A 17,572-nucleotide genomic window follows, 5' to 3' on the forward strand; every position below is an offset into this window, starting at 1 on the left:
CTCGATCGGGCTTAGGCTGACGGCACCTGTCCGGCAAGTCTGGCGTGGGAGGTTTGTCTGTGAGTGCTCCGACCCGTGTATCGCGAGCTACCGGCGATTCACTCCAAGCTCGACCGCGGCCGTCCAACATCACGTGCAAGATTCTGATGGCCGTGACAGGACTGATCTTCGCCGCTTTCGTTCTCGTCCACATGATCGGAAACCTGAAGGTCTACACCGGTGCCGATCACTTCGACGACTACGCACACTGGCTACGAACGGTGTTCGAACCCTTCCTGCCCTACGAGGGACTTCTGTGGATTCTTCGCATCGTCTTGCTCGCGTCATTGGTCGCACACGTCTGGTGTGCCTGGCTGCTCACCGTCCGCGGACGCCGAGCTCGAGGAAAATTTCGACGTAAAGGTCTGGGAATCAAGTCCTTTACAGCGCGCACGATGCCCGTCACCGGAGCTGTGCTGCTGCTGTTCGTCATTTTCCACATACTCGACCTCACGACCGGAACCCGACCCATCGGCAGCAGCGAGTACGAAGCGGCCACGCGCACACAGAGTTACGCATACGACAATCTGATTGCCAGCTTCGAGCGTCCGCTGGTGGCAGCGTTCTACATCGTCGCGATGGCTCTGCTGGCAATGCACCTCGCGCACGGACTCTGGAGCGCGGTCAACGATCTCGGCGTGACCGGCCAACGACTGCGCCAGATTGGCGTTGCACTCTCCGGAATCTTTGCGCTCGTCGTGATGGTCGGAAACATGTCGATCCCCATCGCGGTCATGACCGGCGCCATCTCGAAGACAGGAGCGTCATAAGTGAACAGCTTCGAACTCGACGATCTGCGCAGCATCGGGACACCGGTGGACGGTAAGGTCCCGGCCGGCGATCCGGCGACGGCCTGGCCCACTCGCAAACTCGACTACAAGCTCGTCAGCCCACTCAACCGGCGCAAGTTCACGGTCATCGTCGTCGGTACCGGCCTCGCCGGCGCGGCCTGCGCCGCCTCCCTCGGTGAACTGGGCTACCACGTCGAGTCCTTCACCTTCCACGATGCACCCCGCCGTGCACACAGTGTCGCCGCGCAAGGAGGCATCAACGCTGCTCGCGCTCGAAAAGTGGACAACGACAGTCTCGCCCGCTTCGTGAAGGACACCGTCAAGGGCGGTGATTTCCGGGGCCGTGAGGCCGACTGTTTCCGTCTCGCCGAAGAATCCGTACGCGTCATCGATCACATGAATGCCATCGGGGCACCGTTTGCTCGCGAGTACGGCGGCACTCTGGCCACCCGATCCTTCGGCGGCGTTCAGGTGTCGCGCACGTACTATACGCGCGGGCAGACAGGCCAGCAGTTGCAGATAGCGTCGTCGCAGGCACTGCAACGTCAGATCGCAGCCGGAACGGTCAACCTACACACCCGAACCGAGATGCTCGATCTCATCGTTTCGGACGGGCGAGCACAAGGGATAGTCACACGCGATCTCGTGACCGGTGAGATCGGCGCCACCACAGGCCATGCCGTCGTACTGGCATCCGGCGGCTACGGAACCGTATTCCACAAGTCCACACTTGCGAAGAATTCCAACGCCACGGCCGCGTGGCGAGCGCACCGACGCGGTGCGTTGATGGCTTCACCCTCGTTCATCCAATTCCATCCGACGGCACTTCCCGTCAACTCCGAGTGGCAGTCGAAAACCATTCTGATGAGCGAATCCCTGCGCAACGACGGCCGGATCTGGGTACCGGCCAAGCCCGGAGACGATCGTGAGCCCGGCGACATTCCCGAAAACGAACGCGACTACTACCTCGAGCGCAAATATCCGGCGTTCGGGAACCTCTCTCCCCGCGACGTCTCTTCACGGGCCGCCCGCGAGCAAATCGACTCCGGTCACGGCGTCGGTCCTCTGAAAAACAGTGTGTACCTGGATTTCCGCGATGCGTTGGCACGGCTCGGCCGCAAGACCATCGAGGAGCGATACGGAAATCTGTTCTCGATGTATCGCGACGCCACCAGCGAAGACCCCTATACGGTGCCGATGCGCATCGCCCCCGGAGCCCACTTCACCATGGGAGGACTGTGGAACGACTACGACCAGATGACCTCCATCCCCGGCTTGTTCGTCGGTGGTGAGGCAGGCTGGGGATACCACGGAGCCAACCGCCTCGGCGCCAATTCGTTGCTCTCGGCATGCGTCGACGGCTGGTTCACCCTCCCGTACGCGATTCCGAATTATCTTGCGCCGCTACTCGGATCCACTCCACTCGAACTGTCCGATCCCGCTGTGACGTCGACGCTCACTGACGTGAGGGGTCGGGTGGACCTGCTGCTCTCGGTCGGCGGAACACACGGCCCCGACAGGTTCCATCGACAACTGGGCGAGATCCTCTATGCGGGTTGCGGTGTCACCCGAACGGCCGAGGGCTTGACCAAGGCGATCGCCGAAATCCGCGCACTGCGAACCGATTTCTGGTCGAACCTGCGAGTTGCCGGCAGCGGAAACCAGTTCAACCAGGAGTTGGAAAGGGCCGGCAGGGTAGCCGATTTCCTCGAGCTCGCCGAACTGATGTGCGTCGATGCTCTCGATCGTGACGAGTCCTGTGGAGCGCACTTTCGTGCCGAACATCAGACTCCCGAAGGCGAAGCGCAGCGAAACGATCAGGACTGGTGCTTCGTCTCCGCGTGGGAAACCGCCCAGGACGGCAGACACGTTCGACACGACGAGCCGTTGTCCTTCACCGCTGTTCCACTGCAGACGAGGAACTACGTATGAAAATCACCGTGGACGTGTGGCGCCAATCCGGACCTGAGTCGTCCGGCGCATTCGACACCTACCAAATAGACGACGCGACGGTGGAGATGTCGCTGCTGGAGCTCCTCGACCGACTCAACGACCAACTCGTGGAGAGCGGCAACGAACCCATCGCCTTCGATTCCGACTGCCGAGAAGGGATCTGCGGGTCCTGCGGCATCACGGTCGACAATGTTCCCCATGGACCGGTTGCGAACACTCCCACGTGCCGTCAGCACCTGCGCAGCTTCTCCGACGGGGACCGAATCAAACTGGAGCCGTTCCGCTCCGCAGCCTTTCCCGTGGTCCGAGACCTCGTCGTCGATCGCTCTGCGCTCGACCGGGTGCTCGAAGCCGGTGGATACGTTTCGGTCAATGCAGGAACCGCGCCGGACGCAGACAGTCAGCCGCTCTCGCATCAAAGTGCCGAAGCTGCACTGGACTTCGCCGCGTGCATCGGCTGCGGCGCTTGCGTGGCAGCCTGCCCGAACGGTGCCGCGCACCTCTTCACCGGGTCCAAACTGACCCACCTGTCTCTCGTCACGCAGGGCCGCAACGAACGTGGCAAGCGGGCCCGAGCGATGTCGCACCAGATGGAGGCCGATTTCGGGCCGTGCTCGACCTACGGTGAATGTGCGCAGGTGTGTCCCGCGGAGATACCGCTGACCGCGATTGCCGCTGTCAACAAGGAATCGATGCGATTCGGATTGCGGCGCAAGGACAACTGATCGTCACCAGGCGCCGATCAGCTTCATCCACGCGCCGCCGATGATCGTCCAGATCAGGATGATCACGACGCTCATCACGAAACCGATTCGGAACCATTCCGAGGTCTTGATGTATCCGGAACCGTAGATCACTCCGGCCGGACCGGACGCGTAGTGCGAGATACCGCCGAACAGGCTGCCGATGAAGCCGAACACCAGGGCCGAGAACAGCGACGGTGCACCGGTTGCCACCGCCGCGCCGAGAAACACCGCGTACATCGCGACGATCTGCGCGGTGTTCGACGCAAACAGATAGTGCGCGTAGAAGTACACCAAGGTCAGGATCGCAAAAGCCCAGATCCACGGCAAACCGTCGACGCTCGAGGAGACCTGGGTTCCGATCCACGAGATCACGCCGAGTTCTTCGAGATGGCTTGCCATACCGACCAGAACGGCAAAGAACACGAGCGTCTGCCACGCCCCGGTGTCGTGGACCAGGTTGTTCCACGTCAGCACCTTGGTCACCAACAGGATGCCGATTCCGACGAATGCTGTTGTAGTGGCATTGACGTTGAGCTGCGAGCCCAGGCACCAGAGCACCAGCAGCAGAACGAAGGTGGCGGCCATGATCTTCTCGTTGCGGCTGATCGGACCTGCCTTGCGCAGTTCCTCCCTGGCTTGCTCGGGTGCTTTCGGAGTCTTCAACATCGTGGGCGGGAAGATCTTCGACATCACCCACGGGATCGCGATGAGACTCGCAATTCCCGGAACCGATGCTGCCAGCGCCCATTTGCCCCACGAGATGTCGATGCCGATCTTGGCAGCCGCATCGACGGCCACAGGGTTACCCGCCATGGCGGTGATGAACATCGCGGAGGTCACGACGTTGACTTGCAGCGACGTGAGCAGCAGATATGCTCCGAGCTTCTTGCGAGAGTCCTCGGGCTCGGGATTGGAGTCCTCCAACTTGCTCAGCGAGACGATGATCGGATAGACGACGCCACCAGCGCGGGCGGTGTTCGACGGCGTCGCCGGAGCAAGTATCAAGTCCGTCAACGCCATTCCGTAGGACAAACCGAGGCTCGACTTGCCGAGCTTGGTCACGAACATGAGTGCAACCCGTTTGCCGAGTCCGGTGACCAGGAAGCCCTCGGCAATGAAGAACGATGCGACGATCAGCCAGATCGTGGTGTTACTGAAGCCGGACAACGCTTCCGTCGGCGTCTCGGTCTGGGTGATCATGGCGATCGACAGGCCTACCAGCGCCACAGAACCCGTCGGCAGAGGCTGCAAGATCAACGCCACGATGGTGCCGACGAAGATTCCGAGCATGTGCATGCCCTTGGGATCCACACCGTCCGGAACAGGCATGAAATAGATGATCAGGCCGAGGATGACGGGCACCGCAGCCGGGTAGTACCGCCTGAGCACCGATTGTTTCGACGGCTCCGCCGGCGGTGTCGTCTCAGAAAAAGACTCAGTGCTTTCGGATTTGGCCTCGGACATTTGCATCTCCTCGACTTGTCGCCCCAGGTGATCGCCCCAGATGATTGTCCCCCAAACATCAGGTTTTCGTGCGGTCAATCCAAGTTCGAGAGAAAATGCCCGGAAGTACAGTCGTCCTTACGAGGCGCTGTCTCGCACCGACGCTTCAGTGGGAGGATGCCCATCTCTCGCAAAAGATTGTGCCAATCGATCAACAAGGCTCCGGCGTGCTGCACGCTTGAATCTCGGAGAGTTGTTCAACCTGCTTCTGCGAAAGGTATTCGTCGGCACGATGTTTGGGTCAGGACTGCGCGGATTGCCGACCTCGACCGGATCTTCGCGCGTGATGTGATCCAATTCCGAAGCATGTCAGCCGACAGACAGACCCACGAACCGAGAAGATTCGTATCGGGCCGACGACTGGTTGCGCCATCTATTGTCGGGAGTGTGACGGAATCCGACGCCCACGAGGACTCGACCGCCTCCACTGAATCGGCAGTGGCCGATCACCCGAGAAAACGTCCACTGTGGCGTGAGATTCTGATCCTCGTTGTCGTCGCACTTGTCCTGAGTGTTGTCATTCAGAACTTCGTCGGACGCATCTTTCTGATCCCGTCGGAGTCCATGGAACCGACACTTCACGGATGCACCGGCTGCACGGGAGACAAGATCCTCGTCGACAGAATCAGCTATCGATTCGGGGATCCGCAACCTGGGGATGTGGTCGTGTTCAAGGGACCCGAGTCCTGGAACGACGAGTACAAATCCATTCGATCCGACAATTCGATTGTTCGCGCATTTCAGGGACTCGGGTCCATCGTCGGCTTGGTCCCGCCGGACGAAAACGACCTCGTGAAGCGGGTAGTCGCGGTCGGTGGCCAAACCGTACAGTGCCTGTCCGAGGAAGAGGGGCTTCGAGTGAACGGCAAGCCGCTGACCGAGCCGTACATCGACAAGCGCATTCCGGGCAACGGTACCTCTTGCCAAGGAAGGTATTTCGGGCCGGTCACGGTTCCCGACGGGAACCTGTGGGTGATGGGCGACAACCGCGCCCATTCGAAGGATTCACGTTTCCATCTCGATGACGAACACAGTGGAACGGTGCCGATCGACAATGTCATCGGCAAGGTTCAATTGATCGTCCTTCCCTTCTCACGGTGGGGAACTGTGAGCTCGTTCGATCCGCAGTGACAGATCGAATCAACCAGGCGGCCTGCATCTTCGGACGGCACAGTCGACATGGATCCGCTTTCGGACGATCATCGAGCGCATCTGTTGCCGAAGGTAGGAGAACCACATGCGCGCTCGACGCATCACCGCCAATCTCAAAGTCGCCGATATCGGAACCGCCAAGAGCTTCTACTCCGACTTTCTCGGCCTGAGCACCGAAGAGTTCAACATGGGGTGGGTCGCTCGCTACACCTCTCCCGACACCGGCGCGAACGTACAGCTCGTCACGCACGACGCCACTGCGGCCGAGGACTCCGTCATCTCAGTCCACACGGACGACATCGACGGCGCCTACGAAGAGGCCCGCAGGCTCGGCTACGAAATCGTGCACCCCATAACGACCGAAGAGTGGGGTGTTCGCCGATTCCTCGTCCGGGCACCCGATGGCAACGTCGTCAACATCGTGCGACACCGGGACTGAGCAGCGGAAAGAACCCCATTCGACGTTTTAGGTCATTTGACCTAGAGTTACGTGCATGACCGATTCATTGCAGTATTCAGCCGACGGCCCGATCCTCGTGGCCGGCGGATACGGAACCGTGGGCAGCGCCCTGACAGCGTTGCTCGCCCCCGACTTCCCACTACTCCTCACCGGACGCACCCCCGAGCGAGGCAACGAACTGGCCGGCCGTCACGGCGCTTCCGTCCGCCGCTGGGACCTCCTCGACCCGACACCCTTCGACGCGTCCGTACGCGCGGTCGTGTCGACGGTCAACGATCCCCACGATCGTGTCCTGTCCGCCGCCGTCGAGGCCGGCATTCCGTACGTGGACATCACCCGCTGGACAACCCGCGTCGCTCGCGCCGCCACTCTGGCGGGTCAGAAGTCGCCGAGCGCACCGGTGTACCTGTCGTCCGGATGGATGGGCGGAGTCACCAATATCGTCGCCGCAGCGCTGGCCGAGGAACTGGGTGGCGCGAGCACGATCGACGTCTCGATTCGCTACGACGTCAACGACATTGCCGGGCTGGACTCCGTCGACTTCATCGATCGGCTCGGGCAGGATTTCGAGGTGATGCAGCAAGGAAACCCGATCACCGTCAGCCCGTTGACGGATACACGCTGGGTCGACTTCCCCGGATCGCGCACCAAGGTCGGAAGAATCGACACTCCGGAACAATTCACGTTCCCCATGACCTTGGGCGCCGAAACTGCCAGCACTCGAATAGGTTTCAGTTCGAATGCATCCACAACTGCGCTGCTCGCCGCCAAGAAGGTGGGTCTGTTCCGTTGGGGTCGCGGCGACCGCTTCACACCGCTACGACGCGGACTCCTGTACTCGCCGGGCAAGGGCGGGAGCGCGCAAGTACGCATCGATGTCACCGGCCCGAGCGGCACGACAAGCGCGACAATCGTCGACCGGCAGGGCCAGGCTCACCTCACCGCGGTGGGCGGCGCGCTGGCCGTCAGACGAGCCTTGGCCGACGATGCCCGGCCTGGAGTCACTTTCCCCGAATCGCTTCCGAACCCTCGCCGCACCGTCTCCGAGTTGGAGAGCTTCGGGGTGGCAGTATTGCGACCATGACCCTCTCCAAGGGCGCCGCCCGTGCGGCAGCACTTCTCGACGCAGCAGAACAGGTCCTCACTACTCAGGGCAATGCCAACTCGGCAATGCGCGATTTCGCAGCCGCGGCCGGAGTGCGGGTAGGACATCTGCAGCACTACTACCCCACCCGTGCAGATCTGATACGCGCAGTGATGTCACGTGCATTGACCCGCTCACTGGATCGCCTTGCCGTCGTCCCCGATACGGATCAGAGCCTCTCCCGCGAGGAATCCGAACACTTCATCGGAGTCCTGCTCGGAGAACAGGACGACCAGGCCACGGTGCGTCTGTACGTCGAAGTATGGGCCATTGCAGCGGCGGACCAAGAAGTCGCGGTCGTGCTTCGAGACTTCTACGCCCAGTACATCGCACACGTAGAGCGCGCAGTCGCGTGTGCACAACCGGAGCTGGATGCGGCGGAACTTGGCGCGACAGCGCAGACCATCGTGAGCCTGCTCGAGGGTTCCGCAATTCTCCGATCGGGAATCACCGGCCGAAAGTCCGAGGCTTCGGACCGAAAGCTCGTGGACACACTGCAGTACATGATTCACGGGTCCTGACTCGGACGTATCGTAAAGCCCATGAGCGTTGCAAACGAATGGAGCCGAATCGAAGCGTGGTGCCGTACAAACGCACCGGTGACGGCTGCAGCGTTTCAACCAGGACTCGGTGACGCCGTTATCGAGGAATTCGAAGCCTCGACCGGCGTCACGTGGCCACAGGAACTTCGCGACCTGTATCGGGTCCACAACGGCAGCCTGACCCACGACGACCGGACCGGCCTCTTTCTCGGCAGCGTGCTCCCGGACAAATTCTTCTACCCCATCGACGTCGCAACAGAAGTTCGTCTCACGCTGCTCGAAACGTGGGACGAGACGATCTACGAGAATCCAGACCTCTACGCCGAGGACGAGATGGATCGACACGATCAACGCGACGCAGGCACTGCCGCAACCATGTTCATCCCCTCGTTCGTTCCCTTCGCCGGACTGGACGAGTACCACTACTTCGTGGACACCCGCAGCGGCGCACTCCACCATTGTGTGACCGAGTATGCCTCGGACGCCACTGACAACGGCGGTCCGATCTGGGCGTCCATCTCGGTAATGCTGGCCGCCCATGCCGTAACGCTGGAAACAGGATCAACGATCGGAGTGTGGAAACCCGTTGTCAGCAAGGGTGTTCTGGAATGGGAAGTCGACGCATGACACCCAAGCAGGATCCGACCCGTCGCACCCTCGCCGACGGGCGTCAGATCTTCTACTTCGACGATGCCGGCAGTGCCCGCGCCCACTCTGCGCGAGATTCCCGCGAATTGCCGGCTCTCGACCACTCGTCTCGGATGAGATTCGACGTTCTCACCGGGGAGTGGATCACCATGGCTTCGCATCGCATGACACGGACACATCTCCCCTCCGCCGCCGAATGTCCATTGTGCCCGACCGACGAAACACGCACGCCCACAGAGATACCCGACGGAGACTACGACGTCGCGGTGTTCGAGAATCGGTTTCCGAGCTTTGCCGCGGCGCCTGAGGAAGCCATTGACAGTCCCGGAGACGGTGCGGGCGATCGCCCAGCGGCCGGTCACTGCGAAGTGATGTGCTTCTCGAGCGATCACACGGCGTCCGTCGCCGAGCTTCCACTCGAACGCATGCGCACGATTGTGGGCGCCTGGATTTCTCGGACCGAAGAGTTGTCGGCGGATCCGCTTGTGGAACAAGTGTTCTGCTTCGAGAACCGCGGCGAAGAAATCGGGGTGACACTCACCCATCCACACGGACAGATCTACGCATACCCGTATGTCACGCCACGCACCCGATCGATGCTGACGCAGGCGCACAAACACTTCGAGCGCACCGGTCGCTCACTACTCGCCGATGTTCTGGCGTTCGAGCGCGAGGACAAGGCCCGGTTGATCTACGACGGCGATCACTGGAGCGCCTACGTCCCGACCGCCGCACGATGGCCCATCGAGATTCACCTGGCACCGCACCGAGACGTCCCGGACCTTCCCTCGCTGAACGACCAAGAGCGCGACGAGCTTGCGGTCGTCTACCAAGATCTCCTACGCCGTATCGATCGCTTCTATACGGGCGTCGACCGGGCACCGTACATCGCGGCTTGGCACCAAGCTCCCGTCCGCATCAACCGACCTCTGGGCCGACTGCATCTTCAGCTGTTCTCGATCTTGCGCGCACCGGGCAAACTCAAATACCTCGCCGGGTCCGAGTCCGCCATGGGCGCCTGGGTGAACGACACCGTTCCCGAGGCAGTCGCGGCCCGTCTACGGGAGTTGAAATAGTGGATACGGTCTCGAACAATTCTGTGCTCCAACAGTTTCACGCCACCTACGGCTATCCGGCAACCGGAGTGTGGGCGGCACCCGGTCGAGTCAACCTGATCGGTGAACACACGGACTACAACGGTGGATTGTGCCTACCGGTCGCTCTCGAGCAGCGAACACTGGTTGCCGTCGCACTGCGCAGCGACGGGGTCGTCCGCGTGCACAGTCGGCAATCCGCCGAGACGTACACCGGGCCCGTCGGCGACATCGCCACAGGGTGGGCCGCCTACCCCACAGCCGTTCTGTGGTCTCTTGCGCGCAGAGGCCTCCCGATCGAAGGAATCGATCTTGCCGTCGACTCGTCGGTACCGGTCGGGGCCGGACTGTCGAGTTCCGCTGCCCTCACCTGTTCGGTTGCGTTGGCCGTCAACGAACTTCATGATTCACCTTTCGCCCGCGATGAGCTGGTACAGGTGTGCATCCAGGCCGAGAACGACGGCGTCGGCGCACCGACCGGAGGGATGGATCAAACCATTGCCCTCTTTGCTCAGCCCTCGACCGCGCTCCTGCTGGACTGCCAGGACGGATCCACCGAACCCATACCTTTCGAACTCCACGGTGCAGGTTACGAACTGATCGTCATCGACACCCGGGTCAAACACTCACTCGCAGACGGACAGTACGGAATGCGGCGCTCTCAATGCGTCGCTGCAGCAGCAGCTCTCGGCGTCGGCAGCTTGCGAGAGGCTACAGCAGCCCAGGCCGAGACAGTGCGAGACCCGATCCTCCGGGCGCGGGTACGGCACGTCGTGACCGAGATCGAGAGGACGCGGAAGACCGCAGAACTTCTGCGCAGCAACAGATTCAGTGACGTCGGCGAGCTGTTCGACAACTCGCACGCCTCGTTGCGCGACGACTTCGAGGTCTCGTGTGAAGAACTCGACGTCGCCGTTGCCGCAGCACGACGCGGCGGCGCGATCGGTGCGCGGATGACCGGCGGCGGATTCGGAGGCTCGGCCATCGCGCTGGTTCCGGAAGGAAGCGGAGCGGAGGTCATCGCATCGGTGAGCCGCGACTTTGCGGCGCGAGGTTGGCGAGCACCACACTTTCTCGGCGTCGTTGCCGGGGGTTCGGCCGCCCGTCTCTGAGCGAACGGCACGTTCAGCGCACTGGAGGCGCCGAACGTACCGTTCGCCCTGGTTGGGGTACCTCGAGATCCCCCTCACATAAATAGTCATCTCATATGCGAATTATGTAGGTTCAGATCATGCAACTGACGCAGTTCACCGATCTGGGATTGCGCGTCGTCATGCGGTTGGCCGTACTCGACGCGGATGCCTCCCCCAGCACTCGGGATGTTGCGCAGCAGCTCAACGTGTCGTATTCCCATGCCACCAAGGTGGTTACACGGCTCGGTGAGCTCGGCATCGTGACAACCAGGCGCGGCCGCGGCGGTGGGCTTTCCATCACCGAACTCGGCCGCACCGCCACCATCGGCTGGCTGGCCAGACGCCTCGAAGGCCCGGGTGAAGTCGTCGACTGCGAAGGCGACAAACCGTGCCCACTGCGCGGAGGTTGCCTCCTTCGGAGCGCTTTGCGCGAAGCACAGGAAGCGTTCTTCGTTTCACTCGACGCGGTCACGATCGAAGACGTCATCCGTCAGCCGTCCAAAACTGTTCTGCTTCGCCTCACCACTCGGAGCGACGAAGCAGGCTGATCAATCGAATTTCGACCGAACGGAGCAGCTCATGCTTTCCCCACAGTCAACCGAGGTCATTCGCGCCACCCTTCCCGTGGTCGGCGCTGCCATCGGCGATATCACAACCCTGTTCTACCGCAGGATGTTCGACGCGCATCCTGAACTCGAACGCGATTTGTTCAATCGCGGCAATCAGAAGCAGGGCGAACAGCAGAAAGCTCTCGCCGGCGCCATCGCGGCATTCGCGACGCTTCAGCTCGAGCCGGACAGCGCCAAGGTCGATCTCATACTTTCACGTATCGCCCACAAGCATGCGTCGCTGGGAATCACTCCCGACCAGTACGCAATCGTGCACGAATACCTCTTTGCCGCGATCGTCGAAATACTCGGCGATGCAGTCACTCCCGACGTCGCGGCAGCCTGGGACGAGGTCTACTGGCTGATGGCGGAAACCCTCATCACGATGGAGCGTGGCCTCTACCAACTCGCCGGCGTCGACGCCGGTGACGTCTGGCGCACAGTCAGGATCAGTGAACGAGTTCTTCAGTCCGCCGACACCGTCTCACTGACACTCACGTCGCTCGACGGTAGCGCACTCCCCACCTTCGCTCCCGGACAGTACCTTTCGGTCGGGGTTACACTGCCCGACGGCGCCCGCCAGATCCGCCAATACAGCCTGTGTTCGATACCGAGCAGCGCAGACTGGCGGATCAGCGTCAAGCGAATCTCCGGAACTCCCGATGGCGAAGTGTCGAACTTCCTCTACAACAACGTATTCGAAGGTCAAGAACTCTCCGTCACCACACCTTTCGGCGATCTCACCATGCCGGACGACAACTCACCGCTCCTGCTCGCGTCGGCCGGAATCGGTTGCACACCGATGATCGGGATGCTCAATCATCTCGTGGACACCGGCGCTGACCGTTCGGTATCTGTCATCCATGCGGATCGATCCATTGCGGATCACGCGCACCGCGCAGAACTCAGCACACTCGTCGACCAGATTCCCGCCGCAACCCTGCACCGTTGGTACGAGGATCTCGGCACGCACGTTGCGTTCGGATCGGTTCACGAAGGACGGGCGGATTTGCAAGGTATTGCAGTGGAGCCCGATACCCAAGCCTTCCTTTGCGGGCCGATGCCGTTCATGTTGGCGATGCGCGCATCGTTGCTCGAAAGGGACGTCCCGGCACAGAATATCCACTACGAGGTCTTCGGGCCCGACAGCTGGGCCAACACCTGAGCGGACCACTGCCTGCGAACTGGACCTTGGCGCGCGACTGCAAACCCTTGTGTACTCGACGAAACATACGCATCGAGTAGTGGGAGACCGACATGATCACGTCAGCGTCGATGACGGGAGTCGCGCTGATCGCCCTGGCGATGGTTCTGACACCGGGCCCCAACATGATCTATCTGGTGTCCCGCAGCATCAGCCAGGGCCGCCGGGCGGGTTTGATCTCGCTCGGCGGAGTCGCAACCGGTTTCCTGGTCTACCTCACCGCCACGTGTGCAGGGCTGACAGCGGTTCTCTTCGCCGTACCAACGGTGTTCACCGCGGTGAAAATCGGTGGTGCCCTGTACCTGGCCTATCTCGCCTGGTCGACACTCCGACCAGGTGGGAAGTCCGCCTTCGAGGTGGGCGAGGTCGACCGCCACGGTAGCGGCCGTCTGTTCGGGATGGGGTTGACCACCAATCTGCTCAATCCCAAGATTGCGCTGATGTACGCGGCCCTGATCCCCCAGTTCGTCGATCCCACTGCGGGTCCGGTCTGGCAACAGGCACTCGTACTCGGCGGCGTGCAGATCCTGGTCGCAGTCACCGTCAACGCGTTGATCGTGTGCTGTGCGGCAGCCGTGTCGACCTTCCTCATGGCGCGTCCGGTGTGGATGCGGGCTCAGAAATGGCTAGCTGGTGGCATTCTCGGAATCTTCGCCACCCGCATGGCCCTGGAGTAGTTTCAGTCCTTCGGACGTTGGTCGATCAGACGACGCGCTTTGCCGATCGAGCGTTCGAGTCCGCCGGGTTCGAGAACGCTCACCTCGACCGTGACACCGATCTTGTTCTTCACCAGCTTCTGCAACGCCGAAGACGCTGCCGCATGATCGGAAATTGCCGCGTCAGGGCGAGCCTCGACGCGCACTGTCAGAGTATCCATCCGGTCCGGACGCTCCAGCACACACTGGAATTGGGGTGCCAGGGCGGGGACGGTCAAGATCAGCTCTTCGATCTGTGTGGGGAACAGATTGACCCCACGCAGGATGATCATGTCGTCGGTCCGGCCGGTGACCTTCTGCATCCGACGCATCGAGCGCGCCGTACCCGGCAACAGTCGGGTCAGGTCCCTGGTTCGGTAGCGAATGATGGGCAGCGCTTCCTTGGTGAGAGAGGTGAAAACCAGCTCACCTTCTTCACCGTCCGGCAGCACTTCGCCCGTGACCGGATCGATGATCTCCGGGTAGAAGTGGTCTTCCCAGATATGCAGCCCGTCTTTGGTTTCCACACATTCCATTGCCACACCCGGGCCCATGATCTCGGAGAGTCCGTAGATGTCGACCGCATGCATGTCGAGTTGCTGTTCCAGCTCGGTACGCATCTGTTCGGTCCACGGCTCCGCTCCGAAAACTCCCACCCTCAGTGAGGTCTTCGCGGGATCGATGCCTTTCTTGATCATCGCATCCACGATGGTCAACATGTACGACGGAGTCACCATGATGGCGTCGGGCTCGAAGTCCTCGATCAGTTGAATCTGCCGCTCGGTCATGCCACCGGACATGGGAATGACCGTGCAGCCCAAGCGCTCCGCACCGTAGTGTGCTCCCAATCCACCGGTGAACAGACCGTACCCGTAAGCCACGTGAACCTTGTCCGAAGACCGCACGCCGCCGGCCGAGAGACTGCGCGCGATGAGATCGGCCCAGTTGTTCAGGTCGTTGCTCGTGTACCCCACCACCGTCGGGCGACCGGTGGTCCCCGAAGACGCGTGAATTCGCGAGACCCGGTCCTGGGGCACTGCAAACATCTTGAACGGATAGTTCTCACGTAGATCCGCTTTGGTGGTGAAGGGGAACTTCGCGAGATCGCTCAGATCCTTCAAGTCGCTCGGGTGGACGCCGGCGTCGTCGAAAGCTTTGCGGTAGTGCGGAACATTGGTGTACGCGTGCATCAGGGACCATTGCATCCGCTCGAGTTGGAGCGTCGAAATGCGTTCCCGACTGGCAAATTCGATGTCTTGCGATGTAGCAGTGGCGAGTTCGGTCATGATTGTCTCCGGTGGGCTCAGTGAGGGCGCTGTGCGGGCGGTCAGGCGTCGAAATCGACTGTTATCTGTTCAGCGACAGGGAAGGTCTGGCAGGTCAGTACGAAACCCGCGTCGACTTCGTAGTCTTCGAGTGCGTAGTTCCTGCGCATCTCGACGTCACCGCAGGTGACCTTGGCGCGACACGTTCCACAGACCCCGCCCTTGCACGCGAAGGGCAGATCCGATCGGTACTGTTCCGCTGCATCGAGAATCGACTGGTCTCGCGGAAGTGTCGCGGTGGTCGATCGACCGTCGAGAGTAATAGTCACCTCGCTGCTCGGTCCGACAATTCCGCGCTCACGATGCACTGCAACCGGCGGCGCGACGTCGTCGACGTAGAACAGCTCGTGATGGATGCGATCCTTGGCAATTCCCAAGCCGGCCAGTACTTCCTGGGCGTCGTTGACCATCCCGAACGGACCACACAACCAGAAGCCGTCGACCTGGTCGCACGGAACGAGAGAGGTGAAGATCTCGCGCAACCGGTCGGCGTCGAGACGGCCCGAGAACAACTCGACCTCGCGCGGCTCGCGAGAGAGAACATGAATAACGTCCAGGCGCGCACCGTACCGGTCCTTCAGGTCGGCGATTTCTTCGGCGAACATGACCGAACGGGCGCGCCTGTTCCCGTACAGCAGGGTGACATCGGCCTCGGGGTTCACCAGCAGTGTTGCAGCGATGGACAACATGGGCGTGATTCCGGAGCCCGCCGCGATCAGAACGTGCCGTCCACCCAATGCCGGATCGGCGACAAAATTGCCAGATGGGCCCTGGACGTCGATTCGATCCCCGGCCTTGACGTCTCGCACCAACCAGGAGGAGAAGAGTCCGTCTGCCACTTCGCGAACCCCCACCCGTGGAGACGCCCCTACCGGTGCACAGATCGAGTAGGAGCGACGGTGTTCGACGCCGTCGATCATCCGCCGCAGTGTCAGTGACTGCCCGGCGCCGAAGTCGAATTGATCGGCGATATCGGCAGGCACGTCGAAGGTGACGGCAACTGCGTCGTCGCACAGTGATTCGACACCGGCGACCGTCAACGGGTGAAATGGTTTGTTCCGGTTCGTCGTTGCGGTACTCATCTGTTCAGATCTCCTTCACGTGATCGAACGGCTCGAGGCAGTCGAGGCAGCGATAGAGCGCTTTGCACAGGGTCGCACCGAATTCCGAACTCAGTCTGGTGTTTGCCGAACCGCACTGGGGGCACAGGATGTCGCGCGGCTTGGCCGTCAAGGTCAAGGCGATCGGGCCGGAGGTGCGACGCGGCGCGGCCCCCGGCACCGAGTACCCGGCCGTCCGAAGTTTCGCGAGCCCCTCTTCGCTGATCCAATCCGAACTCCAAGGCGGCGACAGTTGAGTCTTGATCTGGACGCTGCCGTACCCCGCGTCGGTCAGCTTGTGCTCGATGTCGTCTCGCATCGTCGCCATCGCCGGACACCCGGAATAGGTGGGAGTGATTGTCACACAGACCAAGTTCGCTTCGACGTCGACCGATCGGATGACGCCGAGATCGGCCAAGGTCAACAGTGGCATCTCCGGATCCATCACCGAGGCGACGATCTCCTGCGCCGAAGAGACAGTAGCGGAAGAGACGGTAGCGGCAGTCACGGTCACCACGCCCCTTCCGGATGCTCCCGAGCGACGCTCTGCATTTCGGCGAGAAGTAGCCCCAGTGCCCCGGTGTGCAGTCCGGCACGCCCGCCGCGGCCGCCGACGAAACCGGAGAAACGCGAAGGGGGCTCTTCCATTTCGGCTGCATGGAGGACCTGGGCAAGAACAGCGTCGAACTCCGGCCGAACAGTACGCGGATCCACTCCGACGCCAACTTCTGCCAAAACGAGTTCGTCCTGGGTGGGAACAAAGAGTTCGTCCACGAACGGGAAGATCTCGAGCAGGGCCGCGGCAGTCCGACGCTTGGATTCTGCCGTGCCGGCGCCCAACGTGACGACCCATCTTGCCGCGTAGTCGCGGTGGTAGGTCAGTTCTTTGACGCCCTTGTTCGCCACGGCCGCGAGGACCGGGTCCCGCGATGTGCGGAGCCGATCGAACAGCGCCAGCCGCCAGGTCGAGAACACGAGTAGCCGAACGACCGTGTGCGCGAAGTCGCCGTTGGCGAGCTCCACCAGTCTCACGTTGCGGAAACCGAACTGATCACGAAAGAAGGCAAGCGCATCTTCAGCCGGCACCGGCGACGTGTCCGAGATGAACGGAACGACAGTGGAATCGGCTGCTGCCGCGCGAGCCAGCAGCAGCCTGGCCTGTCCGATCAGATCCAGACCGACATTCGCGAGAGCTACCTCTTCTTCGAGTTCCGGTGCCCGCGTAGACCATTCGGCGAGGCGCTGCGAACTGACGAGCGCGTCGTCGCCGAGCATGAGGCAGTAGTGCGCCAGCGCACCGAGATCGACGTCATCCGGCACCGTGGTGTCGACTCCGGCGAGGGGGTCGTCGAAGCTGGTTCCGAACGCCCACTGACCGTGGCCGTCGCCGTCGACCAGGCCGTCGTAGGCACTGTCGTGATCGTTCATCTGTTGG

General features: G+C 61.7%; 18 protein-coding genes. 13 read left to right on the top strand and 5 right to left on the bottom strand.

All coding sequences use genetic code 11. From position 1 onward, the window contains the following. Positions 1-59 precede the first annotated feature (59 nt). From G9U53_RS05205 to G9U53_RS05215, 3 genes are read left to right on the top strand one after another with little or no spacing between them, the layout of a single operon-like run. Entirely contained in the window at positions 60-809 is a 750-nt protein-coding gene (locus tag G9U53_RS05205; protein WP_047269404.1) for a succinate dehydrogenase cytochrome b subunit, read from the top strand. After that, the gene (locus tag G9U53_RS05210) at positions 810-2,762 is read left to right on the top strand and encodes a fumarate reductase/succinate dehydrogenase flavoprotein subunit (RefSeq protein WP_054781015.1); all 1,953 of its coding nucleotides are present in this window, start codon (positions 810-812) and stop codon (positions 2,760-2,762) included. Continuing rightward, positions 2,759-3,508 (top strand): succinate dehydrogenase/fumarate reductase iron-sulfur subunit, encoded by a 750-nt coding sequence (locus G9U53_RS05215; protein ID WP_003943253.1) that lies wholly within the window; start codon positions 2,759-2,761, stop codon positions 3,506-3,508. The genes G9U53_RS05210 and G9U53_RS05215 overlap by 4 nt, the downstream gene beginning before the upstream one ends. Positions 3,509-3,511: 3 nt before the next feature. Here G9U53_RS05215 and G9U53_RS05220 read toward each other — a convergent pair whose 3' ends face one another. Continuing rightward, the gene (locus G9U53_RS05220; RefSeq protein WP_165638400.1) at positions 3,512-4,993 is read right to left on the bottom strand and encodes an anion permease; all 1,482 of its coding nucleotides are present in this window, start codon (positions 4,991-4,993) and stop codon (positions 3,512-3,514) included. Between the two features lie 426 nt (positions 4,994-5,419). Here G9U53_RS05220 and lepB point away from each other — a divergent pair, with 426 nt between their 5' ends. From lepB to G9U53_RS05270, 10 genes are all read left to right on the top strand, one after another. Next, positions 5,420-6,163, top strand: a complete 744-nt coding sequence (gene lepB / locus G9U53_RS05225; protein ID WP_058038335.1) for a signal peptidase I — start codon at positions 5,420-5,422, stop codon at positions 6,161-6,163. Between the two features lie 106 nt (positions 6,164-6,269). Further along, positions 6,270-6,623 carry a glyoxalase superfamily protein gene (locus G9U53_RS05230; protein ID WP_030536066.1) on the top strand — a complete coding sequence of 118 codons (354 nt, stop codon included), beginning with the start codon at positions 6,270-6,272 and terminating at the stop codon, positions 6,621-6,623. Positions 6,624-6,678: 55 nt separating this feature from the next. After that, on the top strand, positions 6,679-7,728 hold the full coding sequence (locus tag G9U53_RS05235) for a hypothetical protein (RefSeq protein WP_058038337.1): 1,050 nt from the start codon (positions 6,679-6,681) through the stop codon (positions 7,726-7,728). Further along, complete coding sequence (locus G9U53_RS05240; RefSeq protein WP_165638401.1) at positions 7,725-8,309, top strand: TetR/AcrR family transcriptional regulator; 585 nt, start codon at positions 7,725-7,727, stop codon at positions 8,307-8,309. Before G9U53_RS05235 ends, G9U53_RS05240 begins: the two co-directional genes overlap by 4 nt. 21 nt (positions 8,310-8,330) lie before the next feature. Continuing rightward, positions 8,331-8,957 carry an SMI1/KNR4 family protein gene (locus tag G9U53_RS05245; protein WP_165638402.1) on the top strand — a complete coding sequence of 209 codons (627 nt, stop codon included), beginning with the start codon at positions 8,331-8,333 and terminating at the stop codon, positions 8,955-8,957. Continuing rightward, a complete protein-coding gene (gene galT, locus G9U53_RS05250; protein WP_165638403.1) occupies positions 8,954-10,054 on the top strand; it encodes a galactose-1-phosphate uridylyltransferase in 1,101 nt (366 codons plus the stop codon). The genes G9U53_RS05245 and galT overlap by 4 nt, the downstream gene beginning before the upstream one ends. Beyond that, positions 10,054-11,184 carry a galactokinase gene (galK, locus tag G9U53_RS05255; protein WP_165638404.1) on the top strand — a complete coding sequence of 377 codons (1,131 nt, stop codon included), beginning with the start codon at positions 10,054-10,056 and terminating at the stop codon, positions 11,182-11,184. The genes galT and galK overlap by 1 nt, the downstream gene beginning before the upstream one ends. Before the next feature lie 119 nt (positions 11,185-11,303). Then, a complete protein-coding gene (locus G9U53_RS05260) occupies positions 11,304-11,753 on the top strand; it encodes an Rrf2 family transcriptional regulator (RefSeq protein ID WP_003943059.1) in 450 nt (149 codons plus the stop codon). Between the two features lie 31 nt (positions 11,754-11,784). Then, positions 11,785-12,978, top strand: coding sequence for a globin domain-containing protein (locus tag G9U53_RS05265; RefSeq protein WP_165638405.1), 1,194 nt, complete (start codon positions 11,785-11,787; stop codon positions 12,976-12,978). A gap of 92 nt (positions 12,979-13,070) precedes the next feature. Next, a complete protein-coding gene (locus tag G9U53_RS05270) occupies positions 13,071-13,694 on the top strand; it encodes a LysE family translocator (RefSeq protein ID WP_007730629.1) in 624 nt (207 codons plus the stop codon). Positions 13,695-13,696: 2 nt separating this feature from the next. Here the strand turns inward: G9U53_RS05270 and paaK are convergent, their stop codons facing one another. The 4 genes from paaK to paaC form a co-directional block, all read right to left on the bottom strand. After that, on the bottom strand, positions 13,697-14,998 hold the full coding sequence (gene paaK / locus G9U53_RS05275) for a phenylacetate--CoA ligase PaaK (protein WP_165638406.1): 1,302 nt from the start codon (positions 14,996-14,998) through the stop codon (positions 13,697-13,699). A gap of 41 nt (positions 14,999-15,039) precedes the next feature. Then, on the bottom strand, positions 15,040-16,119 hold the full coding sequence (gene paaE, locus G9U53_RS05280) for a 1,2-phenylacetyl-CoA epoxidase subunit PaaE (RefSeq protein WP_165638407.1): 1,080 nt from the start codon (positions 16,117-16,119) through the stop codon (positions 15,040-15,042). A gap of 4 nt (positions 16,120-16,123) precedes the next feature. Further along, positions 16,124-16,582 (bottom strand): 1,2-phenylacetyl-CoA epoxidase subunit PaaD, encoded by a 459-nt coding sequence (gene paaD / locus G9U53_RS05285; protein WP_047269445.1) that lies wholly within the window; start codon positions 16,580-16,582, stop codon positions 16,124-16,126. A 65-nt stretch (positions 16,583-16,647) separates the two neighbouring features. Next, the gene (paaC, locus tag G9U53_RS05290) at positions 16,648-17,565 is read right to left on the bottom strand and encodes a 1,2-phenylacetyl-CoA epoxidase subunit PaaC (RefSeq protein ID WP_165638408.1); all 918 of its coding nucleotides are present in this window, start codon (positions 17,563-17,565) and stop codon (positions 16,648-16,650) included. Between the last annotated feature and the right edge of the window lie 7 nt (positions 17,566-17,572).

The organism is Rhodococcus sp. D-46 (assembly GCF_011290655.1).
Lineage (GTDB): Bacteria > Actinomycetota > Actinomycetes > Mycobacteriales > Mycobacteriaceae > Rhodococcus_F > Rhodococcus_F qingshengii.